At 41.3% G+C, this 22,442-nt stretch carries 17 protein-coding genes; 11 read left to right on the forward strand and 6 right to left on the reverse strand.

What is annotated here, in order from left to right; genetic code table 11:
- Positions 1 to 44 precede the first annotated feature (44 nt).
- Entirely contained in the window at positions 45 to 599 is a 555-nt protein-coding gene (locus VJ786_RS01530) for a hypothetical protein (protein ID WP_099365442.1), read from the reverse strand.
- Positions 600 to 1,000: 401 nt separating this feature from the next.
- On the opposite strand from VJ786_RS01530, the gene VJ786_RS01535 reads away from it, so the two are divergent.
- The 4 genes from VJ786_RS01535 to VJ786_RS01550 all read left to right on the forward strand — a co-directional run bounded on the left by VJ786_RS01535 (position 1,001) and on the right by VJ786_RS01550 (position 7,490).
- Positions 1,001 to 1,927, forward strand: a complete 927-nt coding sequence (locus VJ786_RS01535; protein ID WP_134776298.1) for a lysylphosphatidylglycerol synthase transmembrane domain-containing protein — start codon at positions 1,001 to 1,003, stop codon at positions 1,925 to 1,927.
- Positions 1,927 to 2,637 (forward strand): SDR family NAD(P)-dependent oxidoreductase, encoded by a 711-nt coding sequence (locus VJ786_RS01540; protein WP_134776297.1) that lies wholly within the window; start codon positions 1,927 to 1,929, stop codon positions 2,635 to 2,637. Before VJ786_RS01535 ends, VJ786_RS01540 begins: the two co-directional genes overlap by 1 nt.
- 452 nt (positions 2,638 to 3,089) lie before the next feature.
- Positions 3,090 to 6,095 (forward strand): SusC/RagA family TonB-linked outer membrane protein, encoded by a 3,006-nt coding sequence (locus VJ786_RS01545; RefSeq protein ID WP_134776296.1) that lies wholly within the window; start codon positions 3,090 to 3,092, stop codon positions 6,093 to 6,095.
- 18 nt (positions 6,096 to 6,113) lie between these two features.
- Positions 6,114 to 7,490: a RagB/SusD family nutrient uptake outer membrane protein gene (locus tag VJ786_RS01550; RefSeq protein ID WP_134776295.1), complete on the forward strand. Its 1,377-nt coding sequence runs from the start codon at positions 6,114 to 6,116 to the stop codon at positions 7,488 to 7,490.
- A gap of 136 nt (positions 7,491 to 7,626) precedes the next feature.
- Here the strand turns inward: VJ786_RS01550 and VJ786_RS01555 are convergent, their stop codons facing one another.
- From VJ786_RS01555 to VJ786_RS01575, 5 genes are all read right to left on the reverse strand, one after another.
- The gene (locus VJ786_RS01555; protein ID WP_134776294.1) at positions 7,627 to 11,397 is read right to left on the reverse strand and encodes a sensor histidine kinase; all 3,771 of its coding nucleotides are present in this window, start codon (positions 11,395 to 11,397) and stop codon (positions 7,627 to 7,629) included.
- Positions 11,398 to 11,484: 87 nt separating this feature from the next.
- Positions 11,485 to 12,258: a succinate dehydrogenase/fumarate reductase iron-sulfur subunit gene (locus VJ786_RS01560; RefSeq protein ID WP_134776293.1), complete on the reverse strand. Its 774-nt coding sequence runs from the start codon at positions 12,256 to 12,258 to the stop codon at positions 11,485 to 11,487.
- 38 nt (positions 12,259 to 12,296) lie between these two features.
- Positions 12,297 to 14,231, reverse strand: a complete 1,935-nt coding sequence (locus VJ786_RS01565; RefSeq protein WP_134776292.1) for a fumarate reductase/succinate dehydrogenase flavoprotein subunit — start codon at positions 14,229 to 14,231, stop codon at positions 12,297 to 12,299.
- A gap of 50 nt (positions 14,232 to 14,281) precedes the next feature.
- Complete coding sequence (locus VJ786_RS01570) at positions 14,282 to 15,061, reverse strand: succinate dehydrogenase cytochrome b subunit (RefSeq protein ID WP_099365436.1); 780 nt, start codon at positions 15,059 to 15,061, stop codon at positions 14,282 to 14,284.
- Positions 15,062 to 15,258: 197 nt separating this feature from the next.
- The gene (locus VJ786_RS01575; RefSeq protein ID WP_099365435.1) at positions 15,259 to 15,846 is read right to left on the reverse strand and encodes a porin family protein; all 588 of its coding nucleotides are present in this window, start codon (positions 15,844 to 15,846) and stop codon (positions 15,259 to 15,261) included.
- Between the two features lie 72 nt (positions 15,847 to 15,918).
- Here VJ786_RS01575 and VJ786_RS01580 point away from each other — a divergent pair, with 72 nt between their 5' ends.
- The 7 genes from VJ786_RS01580 to VJ786_RS01610 all read left to right on the forward strand — a co-directional run bounded on the left by VJ786_RS01580 (position 15,919) and on the right by VJ786_RS01610 (position 22,391).
- Complete coding sequence (locus VJ786_RS01580) at positions 15,919 to 16,134, forward strand: hypothetical protein (RefSeq protein WP_099365434.1); 216 nt, start codon at positions 15,919 to 15,921, stop codon at positions 16,132 to 16,134.
- A 1-nt stretch (position 16,135) separates the two neighbouring features.
- Positions 16,136 to 16,480 carry a tRNA-binding protein gene (locus tag VJ786_RS01585; protein WP_134776291.1) on the forward strand — a complete coding sequence of 115 codons (345 nt, stop codon included), beginning with the start codon at positions 16,136 to 16,138 and terminating at the stop codon, positions 16,478 to 16,480.
- Positions 16,480 to 16,956 (forward strand): nucleoside deaminase, encoded by a 477-nt coding sequence (locus tag VJ786_RS01590; protein WP_099365432.1) that lies wholly within the window; start codon positions 16,480 to 16,482, stop codon positions 16,954 to 16,956. Before VJ786_RS01585 ends, VJ786_RS01590 begins: the two co-directional genes overlap by 1 nt.
- 92 nt (positions 16,957 to 17,048) lie before the next feature.
- A complete protein-coding gene (locus tag VJ786_RS01595; RefSeq protein WP_099365431.1) occupies positions 17,049 to 17,660 on the forward strand; it encodes a superoxide dismutase in 612 nt (203 codons plus the stop codon).
- Between the two features lie 537 nt (positions 17,661 to 18,197).
- Positions 18,198 to 19,832 carry an L-glutamate gamma-semialdehyde dehydrogenase gene (gene pruA, locus VJ786_RS01600; RefSeq protein WP_099365430.1) on the forward strand — a complete coding sequence of 545 codons (1,635 nt, stop codon included), beginning with the start codon at positions 18,198 to 18,200 and terminating at the stop codon, positions 19,830 to 19,832.
- A gap of 346 nt (positions 19,833 to 20,178) precedes the next feature.
- Positions 20,179 to 21,657, forward strand: coding sequence for a DUF5687 family protein (locus tag VJ786_RS01605; RefSeq protein WP_134776290.1), 1,479 nt, complete (start codon positions 20,179 to 20,181; stop codon positions 21,655 to 21,657).
- 38 nt (positions 21,658 to 21,695) lie between these two features.
- On the forward strand, positions 21,696 to 22,391 hold the full coding sequence (locus VJ786_RS01610; protein WP_134776289.1) for an ABC transporter ATP-binding protein: 696 nt from the start codon (positions 21,696 to 21,698) through the stop codon (positions 22,389 to 22,391).
- The last annotated feature ends 51 nt before the right edge of the window (positions 22,392 to 22,442 follow it).

The raw sequence follows: 22,442 nt of genomic DNA on the forward strand, positions 1-22,442 counted from the left end.
AGCCACAGATTTCTCCGCGGCTTTTTCAAATATTTTAGGAAAACTTAGTTCGCCACGCGACTAAATTTAAATAATAAGGTACCTTGTCCATTGTCCAATGGAATCGGCATACGCATTTCCAAACCGTTTTCATCAGCGTAGGATAGATCCAAACGGTATCCACTTGTTACGTTGGCAGCCTTATCTCCAGCATACAATTTCTTGAATTGGAAAGATGGTTGTCCACCTGTTTTGCCTGGGTTGAAGATAGACCAAACGATGGTACGAACCGCACCATTGGCACAAAGATTACCTTCCGCATTGAACGTGATGGTTCCGCGTTGGTTTCCTCCTGGCAAATCCCAGATCGATCCAATGAAACAATCTACTGGTGCCTCATCAAAAATGTTCTTAATGGTATAAGAACTTGGAATGTTCTCCCGAGTAACGGAATTTAAAACCCATTTTCCTTTTACTCCTGAACGCCATTGCGATGCTGTAGGTCCTTGTCCTGATACTTCAGTGCCGGCGCCTGTACCACCCTTTTTCTGGGCTCCACAACTACCCAAGATTAACACACAGGTTAACAGGGTTAAAAATGAAAAAATACGTTTGTGCATATTACAAAGTTTAAAATAGTATATTAAATGTATATTCGTAGCAAAATAACGTTTGAAATTTTGATGAACAAAACATCCAAAAATCATACCATAAGCAAAATTGTTGCCAAGGCTATTCTAAGATTTATCTTAATTGTTCTCCTCTTTGGAATCGCTTTCAGCTTCAGCAAAGATGCTAATTTACTCGATAAGGTCTCCCTCTTTTTTCCCCATAAATGGGCTATATTTGCACCTATAACATTATTTGTCATCTTCTTGTTGCTGATGTTCATTATGTTAAGAGAAAAATATAGGAAAACAGATATCAACTGGCTTTTTAGTTTGAGCGGAGCTTTTCTGCTTTTTTATTTGATCATGCTCTATTCCCGCATCTATCCGATGCTTTAAAAAAATATTTTAAAATGGATAAAACAAAGATTTGGGCCATTAGTAAAAATTTGCTGAAAGTACTCATTACTGTGGGTGCTTTTTACTGGTTGTTCAGCAAATTGGATCCAAAAGATATCCAGGAGGTAAAGGAAGCGTTGCTTTCCAGTAATCCTTTGTACCTGCTCTTGGCGCTAATTTTCTATTTTATTTCCATCGTTATTGCGTCATCCCGGTTAAATTCTTTCTTTAAGGCGATTGGGTTGAATCTACCAGAGCGTTATAATTTCCGTTTGTATTTATTAGGCCTATTATATAATTTCTTTTTGCCTGGTGGAATTGGAGGCGATGGCTATAAGATCTTTTTTATCAAGAAGAATTTTAATATATCGAGGAAGAAAGTATTGGGGGCTGTGTTTTTTGATCGATTGAGTGGTCTTTGGGCATTAGGGATTGTCTCAGGAGCACTAATTATTTTTATGCCGCGTTTTGCTATTCCTAATTCGGTTACTATTGCGGTATTGCTCATCGGAACGTTAAGTTACCTCTATGTGCTCCGTTTATTCTTCAAGGAATTTCTAGCAAACTTTGTGATCACGCATCTCAAGGCATTATTTGTTCAGGGTTTTCAGGCCATAGCCGCCATCTGTATCTTATACTCCATCGGATTTGACGATAAGTTTTCGCCCTACATATTCATATTTATGGTGACCTCTCTGACGGCTATTATACCATCCATCGGAGGAGCTGCAGGGGTTCGGGATTCAGCAATGGTATACCTAGCTAACTATTTAATGCTTGATAAGCATTTCTCTTTAATCATTTCCATGACATTTTATATCATCTCCTTGATCGTTGCATTAAGTGGGATCTATTATATTTTTAGACCTCAACGCTTAGGGGCAGATCGCTTACCATCGGCTAAAGAAGTAGAGGCAGAAATCGATAAAGAAGAAGAATAATGGCAAATATTGTTATCACAGGAGCAAGCAGCGGGATTGGTTTTGAAGCTGTGCTGGATTTAACTGCAAATAAGGATCATCAGGTTATTGCGTTGGCAAGATCAGCAGATAAACTTCGAAAATTACATGAAATTGCAAGCTCGTTGAATCATGATGGTGGGAAATTGTATCCTGCCCAATTTGATATTGTATATGATAATTATCCGGATTCTTTAGTGCCATTTATCCAATCAAAATTCGGTACGGTGGATATCCTGATCAACAATGCCGGAGCATTGATCAATAAGCCATTTTTGGAATCTACTGCGGAGGATTTTGCACAGATGCTGCAGTCCAATCTGATCGGACATGTGAATATGATCAGGCATATCGTGCCTCTGATGACGAATGGTGGGCATATCGTGAATATTTCCAGTATGGGTGGTTTTCAGGGGTCTTCCAAATTCCCCGGTCTTTCTGCGTATTCTTCCAGTAAAGGCGCTTTGTCGATTTTGACGGAGTGTTTAGCGGAGGAATTTAAGGATAGGAATATCCAGGTTAATTGTCTTGCCTTAGGATCGTCGCAGACAGAGATGTTTGAGGCTGCGTTTCCGGGTGTTGAAGCAGGTACATTAGCCTTTGAGATGGGAAGATATGTTGCGGAGTTTGCGCAGAACGGTAATAAATATTTTAATGGCAAGGTCTTGCCGGTCGCTAATACTACTCCATAGTTTTTAAGGATTTCTCCGCATCGTGTCATTGCGGGTGTATAATCGCGTCGTTGCGAGGAACTCTACGTCATTGCGGGGAACTCTACGTCATTGCGAGGAACGAAGCAATCTTTGGACTTTGTCATCCTGAGCATCGTCGAAGGATCTGTACGGTTGCATACGAACAGATGCTTCGACTACGCTCAGCATGACATGGTACACTCAGAATGACATGAGGGAAGGTTGCTTCGTCGTGCCTCCTCGCAATGACGCTGTGGTTGCTTCGTCGTGCCTCCTCGCAATGACGCGGACCCCCCCCTAAAATCCCACTCCCCAACCATATTAAATAAATATGAAAATATTTATTGTATTATAATAATAATTAACTCATAATTTCCTAACTTACACCTAACAAGTCGCCTAATAACCCCAATTATTAGGCTGCAAACTAATCAATAACAAACAAACAAATTATGAAAAGAAAGCTACTGTTTTTCACGATGGCTCTTCTGGCGAGTATTCAGGTATTTGCACAGAATCGGAGCATCTCGGGAAAAGTTACAGATGCCGTGAGCAATAAGCCCATTGCAGGAGTAACCATCAAAGGGGTAGGAACCAACTATGCTGCGCAGACAGATGGAAATGGGGAATACCAAATCGAAATCAACCAAGCTGCTACCGCATTGCATTTTTCCTATTTAGGATATGCTTCTCAGCTAGTTAAATTAACCGGACAATCCAATATCAACATTTCGCTCACACCTTCTGCCGCCGATTTGGAAGAAGTTGTTGTTGTAGGATACGGTACACAAGTAAAAAAGGACATGACCGGATCTGTCGCCTCCGTGAAAATGTCCGACTTGGAAAGTGTACCACTTCAAACGGTTGAAAGTGCGCTTCAAGGCCGTGCCTCGGGTGTATTCATCAATAGCAGTAGTGGTAAATTAGGCCAGGCCTTACAGATCAGGGTCCGTGGTACCTCTTCAATTTCGGCAGGAAACCAACCCTTATTCGTTATTGATGGGGTGCCGATCATTACGACCGATATGGGAACCTATGATGAGCCAGACAATCCCTTGGCTGCTATCAGCCCAGATGATATCGAATCCATGGAGGTGTTAAAAGATGCCGCTTCTGCCGCTATCTATGGCGCTAGAGCATCCAATGGTGTCGTGTTGATCACAACCAAAAAAGGGAAAGCAGGTCGCACGAATATAGACCTTGGTTATTTTGCCGGCTACAGCGACCCGACCAAAAAGGGTGACTTCCTAAATGCCGATCAATACCGCCAATTATTGACTGAAGCAGTAACCAATGCGGGATATATTGATCCGGTGGATGGTTATGCAAATATGAGCGAGTTCTGGGAAGATTGGACCGGAACTACGGATTGGGATGAGAACTTCAACTCCAATTGGGTGAATGAAGGTCTTCAACGCGGAAACATCCAACAAATCTCAGCCACAGTTTCTGGTGGGGATAGTAAAACCCGTTTCATAGCCTCAGGAAGCTACAATGATAATAAAGGTATTGTGGTGGGCAATAGATTTTTTAGAACGTCTGGTAGGATAGGCCTAGACCACAGTGCAAATAATTGGCTGGAAATCGGTGGTTCCATCAATATCAATAAAATTGATAACTACCGGGTCAACAGTGATAATGCTTTTGCCAATCCATTACAATTAAATGCCCTGCCACCAATCCAACCGATCCGTGATGCCGATGGTCAATTGAATCGTTATACGGTGTATTACAATAACTTGATCAACCTGGAAAATGGAAATAACTTGTCCAATACCTACCGTACTTTCGGAACGGCTTATGCCAGTGCAAGGATTACACCTGATTTGGTATTCCGCAGTGAATACGGTATGGATTTCCAGAACCTGGAAGAAGAATTGTTTTTAGGGACCAGAACCCAAGATGGGGGAGATGTAGGGGGATATGCCTACAGCTACCAGGCTAGATCCATCAATTTCAACACGAACAATACCCTGACCTATTCCAAGACATTCAACGATATACATAACTTCTCCTTAATGGGAGGTATGTCTTACCAACAGGGACAGTTTAGATATACCTCAGCCGAGGGTAATGGCATGCCATCCGATAAATTCAAGAAGGTTGTCAGTGCGGCCATTAAATCGAATGCTAGTGCGTCCGCTTCAGATTTTTCCTTTCTGTCCTATTTGGCAAGAGCGAATTATAAACTCATGGATCGCTACATGATCGATGCTTCCGTTCGGATGGATGGATCTTCACGGTTTGGGGCAAATGAACAATACGGTGTCTTCCCGGCAGTCGGTTTGGGATGGACCATTTCGGAAGAAGATTTCCTGAAAGATAATGGAACCTTAAACTTCTTGAAATTGAGAGCAAGTTATGGTAAGACCGGAAATGCAGAAATTGGGAATTATCGTTGGAGATCACTTTATGGAGGTGCAAACTATGCCGGTATTCCAGGAACTATCCCTTTTCAGATCGGTGATGAAGATCTGACCTGGGAAACAACCGCTGCAAGCAATTTTGGATTTGATTTTGGCCTTTTCCAGGATAGGATCTCCGGAACCTTGGAATACTACCATAAAAAAACTACAGACCTACTTTTAAATGTGCCAATTGAATCTGTTAATGGTTACAGCAGTGTTTTCCGCAACATTGGCGATATGGAAAACAAGGGTTATGAGATTACTTTAAACAGTAAAAACTTAGTAGGTGATTTCCAATGGTCTACTTCCTTTAATATTTCCTTCAATAAAAACAAAGTATTGAAGTTGAACGATGGCCAGCCGATTTATCCAGGAGGGCGTTATTTAGGCCGTGTGGAAGAAGGTCAACCATTTGGTGTGTTCTATGGGGTGGCTTATGCCGGTGTCGATCCAGCCAATGGAGATGCTTTATACTATAAGGATGCCAGCCGTACCGAAACGACCAATGATTTCTCCGAAGCTGAAAATCAGCATTTGGGTAATCCGCACGCTAAATTCTATGGTGGTCTTGGGAATAAATTTGCCTATAAAGGCCTAGAGTTGGATATCCAAACGCAATTTGTTTCCGGTAATAAGGTCTACAATGCTGCCGGTGGATTCCAAGCTACCAATGGTGATTTCTTTGATAACCAATACAGCAGTCAGATGAATTATTGGACGCCTACAAATACCGATACCGATATTCCTCAACCAAGGTTCTACGAAGAAAACGGAACAAATCCTTCTTCCAGATATATCCAGGACGGCTCTTATTTCCGCATGAAAAATGTGGTGTTAAGCTATAATCTTCCAAAAGACTTCTCGACCAGGTACGGAATGCAAAGAACAAGACTATATGTTTCGGCAACCAACTTATTGACCTTTACCAAATACGATGGTTATGATCCAGAGATCAATACCACCTTCGCTGGTAATTATCAATTGGGAACTGATTTCTATACCCCTCCGCAGCCTAAGACCATCACTTTTGGTATTAATGTCGGCTTCTAACCCTTAACAGTTATTATTATGAAAACGAAACACATATTATCATATTCCTTTCTTGCCCTTGCATTGACTTTATCATCATGTGGGAAGAAGTTGGATTTGGCCCCACATAGTGAAATCCCTACAGATGAAGCATTAGAAACTGCCAATGACGTAAATAATGCCGTGGTTGGTGCTTACACCATTATTGCTAGGGGCTCTTTATACGGAACAAATTTAGTGATGGTACCTGAAATCTATGCCAGCCCAGGCTATGTGCAATGGACAGGCTCTTTTGGAACCTTCAGGCAGATTGCTTCACAGAACATCATTTCGACCAATGCGGATGTAGCCCGTACATGGACCGATGCTTATCGCGCCATCAATGCCTGTAATACCGTCATTGAAGCTTTGGGAGTGGTTAGCGACCCTACTCAAAAATCCATTATCAATGGTAAGGCCCTATTTGTACGTGGAATCATGTATTTTGAATTGGTCAGGTTATATGGATTGCCTTATGAAGCTGGTGGTGCCAATAGTACCCCTTCCGTGCCTATATTTCTAAAATCCGTCAAAAACTTTCCTGATCTACAATATGGAGCAACCAGAAGTTCAGTGGCCGATGTCTATAAACAGGCTGAAAATGATCTGACCGCTGCTATAGGCATGTTAGGCGATTCTCCAGCTGATCTTTATGCAGCAAAAGGCATGTTGGCGAGATTATATCTACAACAACAGGATTATGGAAAAGCATTGACCCAAGCGAATGATGTTATCAGTAGTGGGGATTATACATTAACAGATAATCTCGAAGCCCCATTCCGAGTGAAGAATTCTTCGGAAGGGGTATTTGAAATTCGTCAGAATGAACAGAGTAATGCTGGAACCTCCAATGATGGACTTACTACTTTTTTCGCCTCTTATGTGAATAATACCGGCGGTTTGGTTGGACGTGGGGATTTGAATATCCAGGACGCCTTTTATGAGACCTACGATCCTGCGGATAAGAGAAGGACCGAAATGATCTATGATGGAAATGGCGCGAAATCAGGGTGGTTTACGAAGAAATGGTATGGGTATTTTGATAATATCCCTATCGTGAGGTTGACGGAACTGTATCTAACCCGTGCGGAATGTAACGTAAGGTTGAATAGTAGTGTTGGGGCAGCTCCGCTGGATGATATTAATCTGCTACGGAAACGCGCAGGATTAGATGATTTGGCCGCGGTTACCTTGGAGGATGTGCTGCAGGAAAGAACTTTTGAACTGGCTTTTGAAGGGTATAGATTGCATGACCTGAAAAGAACAAAAAGGAATATAGGGACTTTGCCTTATAATTCACCAAAATTGGTTTATCCAGTTCCATATGGAGAGCGATCGGTAAACCCTGAGCTGGGGCAGAACGAAGGATATAATTAATTGATTTCCCGTCATTGCGAGGAACGGCCCGTCATTGCGAGGAACGAAGCAATCTTTCGATTAGTGAAAAGATTGCTTCGTCGTGCCTCCTCGCAATGACGTAAACTTTCACAATTCCTCCGCGCTATCCCGAATTTTACTCCATATCCGAGTCCTTGAACAAAGGCAGGACAATCGTAAAAGTAGTTCCTATCCCTTCAAAAGTCTTAAACGTAATATCCCCTTTCATAGACTCCACCGTTTTCTTCACAAATGCCAATCCCAATCCCGTTCCGGAACTTTTCGTTGTAAAATTAGGTTGGAAAATCTTTGGTAATACCTCCGCCGGAATACCCATTCCATTATCCTTTACCGTAATCTTCACATGTTCCTGATCAGGATATTCCAGAATAATACTGATCAAATGTTTCTTCCTCGTAATAGATGCCTCAATGGAGTTTTTAATTAAATTATTAAAGGTCCTCAATAATTGATCCCTATCCCCATATACCCAGATATGCTCATCTTCCGTATTATTGATTACCTTAATGTACGTATTATGGCTATTATGGAAAACATTCGCAGACTTATTGATCTTCTCAATGATATTGATCTTAGCTAATTCCGTATCCGGAAGTTTCGCGAAATTCGAAAACTCTGTCGCAATCCGCGATAAACTATTGATCTGCTCAATAAAGGAATTGGAAAACTTATGGAACCTTTCTTCAAATCGAGGGTCATTTTCACTATAGCTCCTCGAAAGCATCTGAATTCCTAATTTCATCGGTGTCAACGGATTCTTGATCTCATGTGCAATCTGTCTGGCCATTTCTCTCCAGGCATATTCCCGCTCTGTGTTCTTCAGTTGTTTCGCATTCTCCTCTAACTTCACGATCATGAAGTTATATTCCTTCACCAATGCACCAATTTCATCGTCCCGCTCCCAATATAGTGGTTCATTGGGCTTGTTACTGAAAATAGTCTCCGACAATTTTCGTCCGATTAAACTCAATGGTTTGGTAATGGAATTGGCAACCAATACCGTCACAAAACCCATCCCCAATACAATGATGGTATAGATATTCAATAAGGTATTCAATAACAGGTTCTGACTCCTATTTTCTTCCTCCTGAGAGGTGAAATATGGAATGCTCAAAAACACTAACGTGTTAAAGTCGTTGTTCCTGATGGTAGCATAACTGGCGTTGTAGTTGAACCGTACTATCCGTTCAGGAATATAGGCATCTGTTTTCTTGGCTACATTGAGTGCATTGAACGCCAATGGATTCATGAAGTTGGAAAGTAGGTTGGTGTCGTAGATCCGTGATTGGGTCGTAAATTGTAACTTCCCGTTCTTGTCATATAGGTTGAAATCGGTAACCGTGGTCTCCGATAGTTGTCTTACAATCTCTCGGATTTGGGCCTCCGAATCTTCCCAGGTTGTTTCCAATCTGTTTTCGATTTTCTTGACCACATCTAAGATATAGGCCTGCCGCTGTTGGATCTTCGATTTTTCAAATTGCCTATTGATACTGATAAAGGAAATAAATCCCGAGATGACAACGGCAAAAATCACCACACCAACAATCATCGTTTGAATCCTGGTACTGTACTGTATCCTGTTGATGATCAATTTGAAATGGTACTTTATACTTAAAAAGTTGAACGATTTTTGGGCAATCGTGGAAGTAATATACCGAACCGTATTGAACAAAAGGAAAAAGATGTACAAGGACAGAAAAAGGAAAGAAAAAATAGCCACCGATTGCCAGAAGGTCATCAATGGTGAACTGACTACCAAAGTAGAATGCTGGTCGGGTTTATAGACCACATGGAAATAGCCATTGAAATCCTCGATATTCTCGTATTGTTGGATTTCTCCGCCAAAGTTTGTGTCTTTATTCGGATAGGTAAAAGAACCATTCTGGGTCAAAAGATTACCATCCCGGTAAAGCGCAAAGGAGGAGGAATTGATATGGTAATTTCGAATGAATTCGATCTTGCTGTCAACAAGGATCTCAGGATAGGGTAGGGCAGTTCCGAATGCTCTATTCTTGAAGTTCAAAAAGACCTGAACCGTTTCATCTTCCCTTCCTTCCAATGGGATATCAAACTGAAGAAAATATTCATGTGTCCCCAGTTCACTCCGTAAACGATAAAAATGCTCGGTTTGGGGAACCTTGGTCGATTTGTTGATTACCTTTTCCCGATATTCCTCAATCTTATCGTTCGGATAATTCTCCAATGGCACATTATTCAGGTAGAAGAAGGAATTGAATTCAAACTTGGAAAGGTAGCCACTGAAATAATTTGCCTTAAGGTAATTATTAATGCTAGTTGTATTCAGGATTTCCCTATCCTGCTGTTGGAGCATATAGGTCAAGGACTTTCTCAGTTGATTATCCTGAATTATCCTTTGCTCCATATCCACAAACAATGCGGTGGCGTTCAGGTCATCCTCGGCTTCTAATTGGTTCAGCGTGATTCTCATCTCCCGCTCCATCTTATCATGTAAGCTCCGCATATAGACCGAAGTCGTCATGAAGGCCAAGAATACCAAGGTAAGGATAAAGGTAGACATGGTGAGGCTTACGCGAACCTTACTATAGGCCCGTAACATAATCACACCTGCCAAAAAGATGTTGAAAAAGGTGTTCTCCCCAATAATCAACGCATTGATGATAATGGCTGATACCAAGGCGATCAATTGTATGTTCAGAAAGGAGGTTGTATTGGGCAGTATGGATTTTATAATCCCAACAATAGAATCAATAAAATATAAAAGGATGACCATGTTGATACACATGATCAGGATATTCAACCAGCTATACTGACTAAAGGATAATAGATTCGTCAGGTCTAAAGTTACGGCCGAACTATTGGTAATCAACGTTGAAAGGTGAAAGAACAACAGATTACTGATGATATAAATGCTCAGGATACCCAGCAATGCCAAGGTATTGATCAAGTAGGGCGATAATTTCCGTAAAGGGATCTTGAGGTAAGGTTGGATGGAACGGATGTAGAATACCAACCAGACCACACTGATGGTCGTCATAAAGAATGCCCATAAGTTCGGCAATATCGGACTATAGGCATAATATTTTGGGTCAAAAAGCCCCATGGAAGATTGCGCACTCAACCAGTTCGTGTTCAGATCGACCACCCTTGTTAAGGCTAGCGTGATGGCAAAGAATAAGATGGAAAACCAGGGTCTACCATTTTTCGCCAACATCAGACATATATTGTTTACAAGAATGATAAAACAGATAGAAGCAAATACCCAACAGATGAACTGTATGGTCATGTAGAGGTTGTCCTGTTTACCTTCCTTCAGTTTTACGGAAAATAAATAGGATCCATTCTTACTGTAGATGTTCTTGACCGTTTCTTTGTCATTATATTCTGCCACTTCCAAATTGTTCGTGCTGATCAATTTAGTGGAAAATATATTGATGAGGTATTCGTTGTTGAAGGGAAAATTGGTGTTCACCGGAATTAAACTCAGCACGGTCATACGTTCGTTTAGTTTCTTCCGCTTAACCACATATGCCCGATTATCGGCCTTGTGAAAAGACACATCCGTCTGAAGCCCTTTGTCTGTAACTGGGACGTAATGGTTATTGCTCCAAAAAACTGGTTTATTATCCTTGTAGATGTAAAAATACAAGCGGTTTTTTTCTGACTGCTTTTCCGTGAATTCCAATACCTGGCTTGGATAGAGTTCTACATTGGAGAAGGCTTTCATGATATTTTCATCGTTGAAAATATCATCCACCATATCTTCATAATCGTGAATGTTGTTGGCCACCGTTCGAGTGTCCAATTCCAACATATCATCTTTGGTGACGATATTGTTGATGGTAATTGCGGTTACCAAGAAGGAAACCGTTAAAATCAAAAGTAGAATCCGTATTTTATTACCCATTCAGCTATAATCTGACCGTAAATATAATTAATAAAAAAGTCCTCGCAATATTTATTGCGAGGACTTTATAAAGATGTACCGTTTTAACTAAGCGTGAACATCTTCTTGACGGAAGAATTTCGCGGTGAAGTATTCACGGTTCATTCTTGCGATATTCGTTAATTTGATACCTTTTGGACATTCCGCTTCACAAGCTCCTGTGTTTGTACAGTTACCGAAGCCTTCAGCATCCATTTGGTCAACCATCGCCTGAGCACGCTCATAACGTTCGGTCTGTCCTTGTGGCAACAAGGCGAATTGGGATATTTTTGCCGATACGAACAACATCGCAGAAGCATTTTTACACGCCGCCACACAAGCACCACATCCGATACAGGTAGCCGATTCGAAAGCCTCGTCTGCTACACGTTTAGGAATTAGGATGTTGTTTGCATCTTGCGCACCACCAGTATTGATGTTTACATAGCCACCAGCTTGTTGGATGCGGTCAAATGATGTTCTATCTACCGCTAAATCTTTCAATACTGGGAAAGCTGCTGCACGCCAAGGCTCGATCACGATAGTTTGCCCATCATGGAAGGAACGCATGTGCAATTGACAGGTGGTGATGCCGTATTTAGGACCATGCGGACGTCCGTTGATCACTAAGGAACACATTCCACAGATACCTTCGCGACAGTCGTGGTCGAAATATATAGGGTCTTCGCCTTTGCGGGTTAAATCTTCGTTTACCACGTCCAACATTTCTAGGAAGGACATATCATCTGCGATGTCTTTCGCTTGAACGGTTACGAATTGACCTTTATCGTTTGTATTTTTTTGACGCCAAATCTTTAGCGTTAAATTTAAATGTCCACTCATAATTGTAATATTGAGTAACAATAGGACGCGCCTATCGCTTATTTATAACTTCTTTGTGTTAACTTAACGTTTTCGAATACTAACTCTTCCTTGTGCAATACTTCAGGTTGGTTTTCCCCTTTGTATTCCCAAGCTGCTACGTATGCGTAGTTTTCATCGTCACGTTTTGCCTCTCCGTCTTCTGTTTGTGATTCCAAACGGAAGTGACCACCACAAGACTCATTACGTTCTAGGGCATCAACAACCATTAGTTCTCCAAGTTCCAAGAAGTCAGCTACACGACCCGCTTTTTCAAGGGACATGTTCAACTCTTCGTTCTTACCAAGAACACATACATCAGACCAGAACTCTTTGCGTAGCTCCTGGATCAATCCTTTTGCTTTGGTCAATCCTTCTGCTGTACGAGCCATTCCACAGTATTCCCACATAATGTGGCCTAATTTCTTGTGGATATCATCTACAGTTTTACTACCCTTCAAGGATAATAGTTTATTGACATAATCCTCCACCTCTTTACGAGTTTGCTCGAAAGCAGGATTATTGTGGTCAACTGGATTGAAGTTTCCGATTTTTGCTAAGTAATCTCCAACTGTATAAGGGATTACAAAGTAACCATCAGAAAGACCTTGCATCAATGCCGAAGCACCTAAGCGGTTCGCGCCGTGATCCGAGAAGTTAGCTTCTCCCAAACAGTATAAACCAGGAACCGTAGTCATTAGGTTATAGTCAACCCAAACACCGCCCATGGTATAGTGTACCGCAGGGTAGATACGCATTGGTTGCTCATAAGGGTTTTCGTCGGTGATTTGGTAATACATGTCGAACAAGTTACCATATTTCGCTTCTACTGTATCTTTACCTAAACGGTTGATCGCATCCGCGAAATCCAAGAATACCGCTACACCCGATTTACCAACACCACGTCCTTCATCGACCATTTCTTTCGCATTACGAGATGCCACGTCACGTGGTACCAAGTTACCGAAGGAAGGGTATTTTCTTTCCAAGAAGTAATCGCGATCGTCTTCTTTAATATCTTTAGGTTTGATTTCGCCTTTGCGAAGTTTTTCCGAAAGTTCAATAGTTTTTGGAACCCATACACGTCCGTCGTTACGTAGAGACTCCGACATCAACGTTAATTTTGATTGGTGGTCTCCCGTTACTGGGATACAGGTAGGGTGGATTTGTGTATAACATGGGTTAGCGAAGAATGCACCACGTTTGTGTGCTCTCCAAGCTGCTGTAACATTACAGCCCATGGCATTGGTTGAAAGGAAAAATACGTTTCCATAACCACCAGTACATAATAATACCGCATGTCCAGCATGGGATTCGATCTTTCCCGTAACCATGTCACGGGTAATGATCCCTTTTGCTTCGCCATTGATTTTAACGATGTCCAACATTTCATGGCGTGTGTAGGATTCTACTTTTCCTTTTTGGATCTGACGGTTCAAAGCAGAATAAGCGCCTAACAATAATTGTTGTCCAGTTTGACCACGTGCGTAGAAGGTACGGGATACTTGCGCACCACCGAAGGAACGGTTATCCAATAAACCTCCGTATTCGCGGGCAAAAGGAACACCTTGAGCCACACATTGGTCGATGATGTTTACAGATACCTGTGCCAAACGGTATACGTTTGCCTCACGAGCACGGTAGTCACCACCTTTGATCGTATCGTAGAAAAGACGGAAAACAGAGTCACCGTCGTTTTGGTAATCTTTTGCTGCATTGATACCACCTTGCGCTGCAATAGAGTGCGCACGTCTTGGTGAATCTTGGTAACAGAAAGTCTTTACATTGTAACCTAGTTCGGCTAAAGAAGCCGCAGCTGAAGCTCCAGCCAATCCGGTACCAACAACGATAATGGTAAATTTACGTTTGTTGGCCGGGTTAACCAGCTTCATATCAAATTTATGTTTTGACCATTTTTCGGCCAATGGGCCTGCAGGTACTTTTGAATCTAACATATTCTCTTATTTATTTAGTAGATCTCGCGAAAGCTGAATCTGTAAATAACCTATTTAACAAAATAAAAATACAATGGCATGGATGCGAATAGGATCGGGATGATGATACCGAAGATCCAAACGCCTAAGCCTCTGATGATTCCATTGTAACGTCTATGGTTGAAACCGATCGTTTGGAATGCCGATTGGAATCCATGGATCAAGTGGAAAGACAATGCTGCCATTCCTAAAACATATAATCCTACCAATAATGGGTTCTGGAATGTCACTTCTACCTGCTTGTAAAGATCCTTAGATTTTACCGTTTCGATACCATCGTTTACATAAGTTACATAACCTGTGTAGTCTGCAGGTACATTTTCAGCAAAGATGGTCTCCCTGTTTCCAGTTGCCAATTCCGTGTGGTACTCCACATAGGGAGTCGTACCGAATTTGTATTGGTACCAAAAGTTTTGCATGTGGGTAACAATGAAAACTAATAGAACAGTACCCAAGATTCCCATGTTGCGAGAATTCCAAGCGCTATTTGCCTTGCCATCATACTGGTTGTAACCAATAGGACGTGCCGACTTGTTCTTAAGCGTTAAGATCAAGGCATAAACTGCGTGGATGATAATAGAAGCGTAAAGTAAGTAGGATACTACTTTAATTGGGGTAAAGTGGGTCATGAAATATGCATAATTGTTGAACGCATATCCCCCGTCATCTTTAAATAGTTGTAAGTTACCAATCAAATGGACTATTAAGAACGTACATAAGAACAATCCTGTCAAGCTCATGATTAGTTTCTTCCCTAATGAAGATGTTAATACTGGCTTTGATTTACTCATTATTACTATGAATTTAATTTAGTTTCGCAAATCTATTCAATTGGTGACACATAACACGGAATTATGTTCAAATTTCCACTAATTTAGAATGGTTCTAATGTTTTATAAACAACAATGGCCAGATTTGATAACAAATCTAGCCATTGTTGTTTTTTTAGGTGATGAAGGGCTATGCCTACACCTGCCCTGAGCCTTTTCTATAAAAAGGAATATCCTAGACCAATAGACCACATGCTGATCTTCTGGCTCCTATTGCTTTCTTGACTGATGTTGTTCAATCCATGCTCATAACGCAAGTCGATCGTGATGCTTTTGATATCTGCACCAATACCGCCGATGATTCCTGTAGAAGATTTTTTGTAGTTCTCAAAATCTGTTGCGCTGTTGAAATCCACTTTACCATCTTGGGCAAAGGAAAATACCGGTCCAGCTTGAATACGCACGCCCAAAGGCCCTAATCCAATCTTGGTTCCCAATAAAATCGGAAGATCCATGCTTTTTAATGTAGCTTCCCCTTCTTCATTATTTTCTTGGTCCTTAAAACCTGCTTTTTTCTGGGTATAATACAGCTCCGGTTGAACATGGAATCCGGCTGCTCCAACACGTCCCCAAACACCCAACTGATACCCGGTCTTAGTGTCTGAGTTTAACCATTTTCCATCTGATTTTAGGCTTGAGAAATTCAATGCCCCTTTAACACCTAACTTTAAGCTCGGTAATAATTGAGCTTGACTGGCCTGCACACAGAATAGCAATGCAGCAACTCCTAGTATGATTTTTTTCATATTAAAAAATTAATATATTTACTATTTCCAATTACTAAAGTAGTAAGATTTTATCAAATAAGCGTTAAACTCATGTATAATTTCAAGATTCAGGCGAAAGATTGGCCAGTTCTAAAACTAAAATTAAAAAGAAAGTATAATACCTTAACTGAAGAGGATCTGCAGTTTCAGGATGGTCAAGAGGATGAACTTTTAAAACGCCTGGCTGTTCGTCTTAATAGAAATATTGATTACGTCATTTTCACCTTATCAAAAGAAATGGTGGACTTGGATTCCAACCGCTTGTAAGATGTCGGAGAAACTGATTTCCTGGGAGGATTTTGAACAGGTGGATTTACGGGTAGGAACGATCAGGAGCGCCCTTGATTTTCCGAAAGCCAAAAAGCCAGCCTACCAATTGGAGGTAGATTTTGGGCCTGAAATCGGAATTAGGAAATCATCTGCGCAGATCACTGCCCATTATTCCAAAGAAGAACTGATTGGAAAACAGGTGCTGGCAGTAGTTAATTTTCCAAAGAAACAAATTGCCAACTTCATGTCCGAATGCCTGGTAACCGGCTTTGCCGATGAAAACGGTGATATCATCCTAACCACTGTCGAACGTCCTGTTCCCAATGGCTCCAAATTAATATAATGAAGATCTATAATTTTGAAGATGATCCTTTAGCTGCTGTTCCCAATGTGGATGAACAGTACATGATGGAAGCCCTAAAATTGGCCAAGCGGGCAGCCGAAGAGGATGAAATCCCAATAGGTGCCATTGTTGTGGCCAATGGAAAGATCATTGGTAAAGGATATAACCTGACCGAAAAACTGAATGATGTAACGGCGCATGCCGAAATGCAGGCTTTTACGGCTGCTGCCAATTTCCTGGGCGGAAAATACCTGCGCGATTGTACCTTATATGTCACCATTGAACCTTGTGTGATGTGTGCCGGTGCCAGTTACTGGACGCAGATCAGCAAAATTGTCTATGGAGCCAAGGATATCAAAAGAGGGTATTCCGTTATTCAGGATAAAATCATCCATCCAAAGACCACCATTGTTTCCGGTGTACTGGAAAAAGAATGTGCAGAATTGATGACATCATTTTTTCGTCAAAAACGATGAATCGACCAATAATTAAGGCCCGAAAGCAAACTATACCGGGCATTAATTGTTATATTCGTACATAAATTAATAACATCAAAAATAATAATATTATGGCATTTCAATTAGAAGCGTTACCCTACGCTAACAACGCATTAGAACCACATATTGACGCAGAAACCATGGAAATTCACCATGACCGTCACCACCAAGCATACGTAGATAACTTAAACAAAGCAATCGCAGGAACAGACGCGGAAAATGCTTCATTAGAGGATATCATCACGAATATTTCTAAGTACCCAGCTGCTGTTCGTAACAACGGTGGTGGTCACTTTAACCACCAATTGTTCTGGACAGTTTTAGGTCCTAACGCGGGTGGTGAACCAACTGGTGAATTAGCCGATGCAATCAATGAAACATTCGGTTCATTTGATGAATTGAAGAAAAAACTTCAAGAAGCTGGTGCAACCCGTTTCGGTTCTGGATGGTCTTGGTTGATCGTTGGTAAAGATGGTAAATTAGCGGTTACTTCTACGCCTAATCAAGATAACCCTTTGATGGATGTAGCAGAGGTTCAAGGTACACCAATCTTTGGTATTGATGTATGGGAACATGCTTATTACTTAAAATATCAGAACAAACGCCCAGCTTATCTTGATGCTATTTTCAATGTTGTGAACTGGGATGCAGTAGCAGAGCGTTACGCGGCAGCGAAGAAGTAATGCTGCGCACGCAGCATTACTTCTTCGCTGCGTAGATATTAGATGATAGACATTAGATAATAGACATTAGCTAATAGATATGGTAAAGCGGACAGATATTGTCCGCTTTTTTTTTGCATCTTTCCCGTCATTGCGAGGAGGTACTGCGTCATTGCGAGGAGGTACGACGAAGCAATCTTTGGACTTTGTCATCCTGATCTTCGTCGAAGGATCTGAACGGGTACCAAATGTAGATGCTTCGACTGCGCTCAGCATGACATGCGGAAAGATTGCTTCGTTCCTCGCAATGACGCGGCTCCACAACCACGCCCCACTACCTCACCCTATTAACACACCCAAGGTCTATCATCTCAAATCTATCATCTATTATCTATCATTAACATATTTTAGCTAAGGAGGGCGCTTTCATCCCGCCCTCTTTAGCTAAAATATGTTAATGATAAGTCCGAATATGTTATATAAATGCCTGATAATATGCGTAACTTAGTGCGAAAAATTTTTTTTAGAATATAAATAGATAAAAAAGGATATAGAACTATGTTAAAAGGATTCTTTAATGTACCTACTCCAACCAATGAGCCGGTATATTCTTATGCTCCAGGAAGTAAAGAAAGAAGCTTGTTAAAAGAAGCTATCGCTGCCGCTCGTGCAACAGAAATTGATGTACCTATGTATATTGGTTCGGAAGAGGTTACTACGAGTAAAAAAGTAAAATTAACGCCTCCACACGATCACAAACATGTGTTGGGATATTATAACCAAGGAACAAAAGCGCATGTAAAAGATGCAATTGATGCAGCTTTGGCTGCTAAATCGGCTTGGGAAAACCTTCCATGGGAACAACGTGCTGCGATCTTCTTGAAAGCTGCCGAATTGATCTCTAGCAAATACCGTTACAAATTGAATGCGGCAACGATGTTAGGCCAATCTAAAAACGCTTACCAAGCGGAGATTGACTCTGCCTGTGAGATCGCTGATTTCTTGCGATTCAATGTGAAATACATGTCGGAAATCTATCAGCAACAACCGCCGATCAGCCCGAAGAATGTATGGAATAGGGTAGAGCAACGTCCGTTGGAAGGATTTGTATTTGCGCTGACGCCATTCAACTTTACTGCAATTGCAGGTAACTTACCGACTAGTGCGGCGATGATGGGTAACGTGGTGGTTTGGAAACCATCCAATGCACAGATCTACTCGGCAAATGTGTTGATGCAGATCTTCAAAGAAGCGGGCGTACCTGATGGGGTAATCAACTTGGTTTATGTATCAGGTCCGGATGCTGGAGATGTAATCTTCAAACACCCTGATTTCGCTGGTATCCACTTTACAGGTTCTACGGGCGTATTCCAGGACATTTGGAAAACGATCGGTGAGAACATCCACTTGTACAAAACCTATCCACGTATTGTTGGTGAAACAGGTGGTAAGGATTTTATCTTAGCTCACCCTTCTGCGGATATCGAAGTGTTGAACACGGCATTGGTTCGTGGTGCTTTTGAATACCAAGGACAAAAATGTTCTGCGGCTTCTCGTGCTTATGTACCGAAATCGTTGTGGAAAGAGTTGAAGAAAATGATGGAAAGAGACATCAAATCCTTCAGAATTGGTGGAACGGAAGACTTCAGCAATTTCATCAATGCGGTGATCGATGAGAAAGCGTTTGATAAGATCACAAAATACATCGACCGTGCAAAAGAATCTAAAGACGCGGAAGTAGTTATTGGTGGTGATTATGATAAATCTAAAGGATACTTCATCAACCCTACGGTTATTGTCGCTAAAAAAGGTGATTACGAAACATTGAGCGAAGAATTGTTCGGTCCAGTATTGACCATTTACGTTTATGATGACAAAAAATGGGAAGATACCTTGAAATTGGTAGATACTACTTCGATCTATGCATTAACAGGATCTATCATTGCGCAGGATCGTTATGCAGTTGAAGAAGCGACTCATTATTTACGTAATGCAGCAGGTAACTTCTACATCAATGATAAATGTACAGGTGCAGTAGTAGGACAGCAGCCATTCGGTGGTGCTAGAGGTTCTGGTACAAACGATAAAGCGGGTTCCATGATCAACCTATTACGTTGGGTTTCTCCAAGAACAATCAAAGAAACATTCAATCCGGATACGGATTACCGTTACCCATTCTTATTGGAAGATTAATCCTGAATTACCTTTTTAAAAAGGTAATTCTGAAATTATAAAAGGATTTTCCTGAAGTATATCCCGTTGTGCGAGCATAACGGGATTTTTTTGTTTTCATTCGGCTGGATATAGGTAAAGATTTACCAATATTGTCTTCGAGATCGCTTCGAGTTGATAGTGAGGTGTAAGGGAGATGTAAGTGAGGTGTAAGTGCTAAAAGACACTTAAATCCTACTTACATATCGCCTTTACCCTACTTAGACCATGAACTAAATAAGTTTATTTGTAACATATGTCCCAGATTAGGAACTAACTCTATAAAATAACTATCTTAAATAAAATATTGACTAAATAACCTACGCTTATGTTTTTTCGTTTATTGAAGTTAGAATGGAAATCCTTTTTTCGATCTGCCAATTTGGGTAGAGGTTTGGGGGTAAAAATATTCTTGGGCTTCTTGGCTGTTTATTTTCTTGTCAGCTTTTTGGGGTTGGGGATTGCTTTATATCCGATCATGGAGGAGGTTTACCCCGGTGAGCAGCCTATTAAAATGGTGAATGGTTTTTTGTTGCTGTGGTTTGTGGGGGAGTTTGTGATGCGGTTTCTCCTGCAGAATCTTCCGGTCATGGACATCAAACCCTTACTCACCAAAAGGATAACCCGCAAGAATATCCTGCATTTTCTGTTGGCAAAAACCAGCTATTCCTTCTATAATTTCCTGACCTTGGTGACAGCTGTGCCTTTTGCCATTTACAGTTACCACATGCAAAGTATCAGCTTGCTGCAGATGCTGGCCTGGTTGATTGCTGTAGCAGGAATAGTTTATTCTTCCAACTTTTTTATCTTTTGGGTTCAGAAAAGATTTTCCAATAACCTGAAAGCCCTGATCCCATTTATTGTCATCTGCCTTGGACTGTATGCGATCGAATATTTTGCCATTTATTCCATCAGTAATTTATTTGGCTCCTTTTTCGATTTGATACTCCAATATCCTATCCTTTGCCTGATCCCAGTCTTATTGGCGGTTGTTTCCTATTGGGTAACCTATAAGGATCTGAAGGAAAATCTCTACCTGGATGCGTATATGGAAGAAAAACAAGGGTTTTCCGGGGCTTCAGATCTGAGTTGGACTAGTAGGTTTGGTGCGCTTGCACCCTTCCTGCAACTGGACCTCAAACTGATCTGGAGAAATAAACGAACCAAATCTGCACTATGGTTGAGCCTGGCCTTTCTGGCCTATGGCTTGTTCTTCTATACCAATCCTAAGTTTGATGGGGGCAACATGATGGTGTTTGTAGGGGTGATGATCACCGGGATCTTTATCATCAATTTCGGACAGTATATTCCGGCTTGGGACAGTTCCTATTTTCCTTTATTAAGAACAAGACCAATCACTATGGAAAAATATTTGGAATCGAAAGCAGTTTTGATGTATGGTTCAGCATTGATTTTGATGGTCTTGAGTACACCTTATCTATATTTTGGTTGGGATAAAGTATATACCAATTTTGCATGTGCGATTTATAACGTGGGCGTTAATGTTCCGGTGATATTGTTTTTTGGGGCTTATAATAAAAAGCGGATCGATCTGTCGGCCGGTAGTGCCTTCAATTATCAGGGAATCGGAGCGGCCCAGTGGTTGGTGGGGATTCCTTTGTTAGTGGCTCCAACCTTAATTTGGTTCGGCGTTTCTTTCCTAAAGGATCAGAATACGGCTAACCTGGTATTGATCGCTTTAGGATTGATCGGCTTGTTGTTGCGGAAAGTCATCATCAAAGGGATCGCGGAGATGTACGTGGAGAAGCGTTATGTGATGCTGGAAGGCTTCACGCAAAAGGATTAATGGTTTTATAATTATATTGGATTTTAAAGATTGTAAAGATGATACATATAGAAAATTTATCAAAAGTATATAATGGGGTTAGGGTGTTGGGCGTAGAGAGCTTGGATATCAAAAAAGGGGAGAGTGTAGGATTGGTAGGGAATAATGGGGCTGGGAAAACAACCTTGTTCAGTTTGATGTTGGATCTAATTCAACCTTCAACTGGAGAGGTGAGTATCAATGGGGTGAAGGTGAATGAGAGTGAGCGATGGAAGGATTTTACGGGATGTTTTGTGGATGAGAGTTTTCTGATCGGGTATTTGACTGCGGAGGAATATTTTTATTTTCTGGGGGACCTGCAGGGTTTGTCGAAACAGGATGTGGATGCGCAGGTAGGAACATATGAGGAATTTTTCAATGGGGAGATCTTGGGGAAGAAGAAGTTTATACGGGATCTGTCGAAAGGGAATCAGAAGAAGGTGGGGATTGTTGGGGCATTGATCGGGAAACCGGAACTGTTGATCTTGGATGAGCCTTTTGCGAATCTGGATCCTAGTTCGCAGTTCAGGTTGAAGAATATGATCAGGGGATTGATGGAGAAAAAGGATTTGACGATCTTGATTTCGAGTCATGATTTGTCGCATACGGTGGAGATCTCGGATAGGATTATTGCGTTGAATAAAGGCGTGGTGGAAAAGGATTTGGTGACTTCTAAGGAAACTTTGGAAGAATTGACGAGTTATTTTTCGGTGTAAGGTTTTTGGCCTCAGCGTCATTGCGAGGAGGCACGACGAAGCAATCTTTCG

Origin of the sequence: Sphingobacterium tenebrionis, assembly GCF_037126265.1 — a bacterium.
Classification (GTDB): domain Bacteria; phylum Bacteroidota; class Bacteroidia; order Sphingobacteriales; family Sphingobacteriaceae; genus Sphingobacterium; species Sphingobacterium tenebrionis.

Coding starts and splice junctions, on each gene's coding strand:
- VJ786_RS01595 (WP_099365431.1), top strand. CDS start 17,049: ATGGCATTTCAATTAGAAGCGTTACCCTACGCTAACAACGCATTAGAA.
- VJ786_RS01565 (WP_134776292.1), bottom strand. CDS start 14,231: ATGTTAGATTCAAAAGTACCTGCAGGCCCATTGGCCGAAAAATGGTCA.
- VJ786_RS01605 (WP_134776290.1), top strand. CDS start 20,179: ATGTTTTTTCGTTTATTGAAGTTAGAATGGAAATCCTTTTTTCGATCT.
- VJ786_RS01570 (WP_099365436.1), bottom strand. CDS start 15,061: ATGAGTAAATCAAAGCCAGTATTAACATCTTCATTAGGGAAGAAACTA.
- VJ786_RS01555 (WP_134776294.1), bottom strand. CDS start 11,397: ATGGGTAATAAAATACGGATTCTACTTTTGATTTTAACGGTTTCCTTC.
- VJ786_RS01590 (WP_099365432.1), top strand. CDS start 16,480: ATGAAGATCTATAATTTTGAAGATGATCCTTTAGCTGCTGTTCCCAAT.
- VJ786_RS01580 (WP_099365434.1), top strand. CDS start 15,919: ATGTATAATTTCAAGATTCAGGCGAAAGATTGGCCAGTTCTAAAACTA.
- VJ786_RS01550 (WP_134776295.1), top strand. CDS start 6,114: ATGAAAACGAAACACATATTATCATATTCCTTTCTTGCCCTTGCATTG.
- VJ786_RS01545 (WP_134776296.1), top strand. CDS start 3,090: ATGAAAAGAAAGCTACTGTTTTTCACGATGGCTCTTCTGGCGAGTATT.
- VJ786_RS01585 (WP_134776291.1), top strand. CDS start 16,136: ATGTCGGAGAAACTGATTTCCTGGGAGGATTTTGAACAGGTGGATTTA.
- VJ786_RS01610 (WP_134776289.1), top strand. CDS start 21,696: ATGATACATATAGAAAATTTATCAAAAGTATATAATGGGGTTAGGGTG.
- VJ786_RS01560 (WP_134776293.1), bottom strand. CDS start 12,258: ATGAGTGGACATTTAAATTTAACGCTAAAGATTTGGCGTCAAAAAAAT.
- VJ786_RS01575 (WP_099365435.1), bottom strand. CDS start 15,846: ATGAAAAAAATCATACTAGGAGTTGCTGCATTGCTATTCTGTGTGCAG.
- VJ786_RS01540 (WP_134776297.1), top strand. CDS start 1,927: ATGGCAAATATTGTTATCACAGGAGCAAGCAGCGGGATTGGTTTTGAA.
- VJ786_RS01530 (WP_099365442.1), bottom strand. CDS start 599: ATGCACAAACGTATTTTTTCATTTTTAACCCTGTTAACCTGTGTGTTA.
- pruA (WP_099365430.1), top strand. CDS start 18,198: ATGTTAAAAGGATTCTTTAATGTACCTACTCCAACCAATGAGCCGGTA.
- VJ786_RS01535 (WP_134776298.1), top strand. CDS start 1,001: ATGGATAAAACAAAGATTTGGGCCATTAGTAAAAATTTGCTGAAAGTA.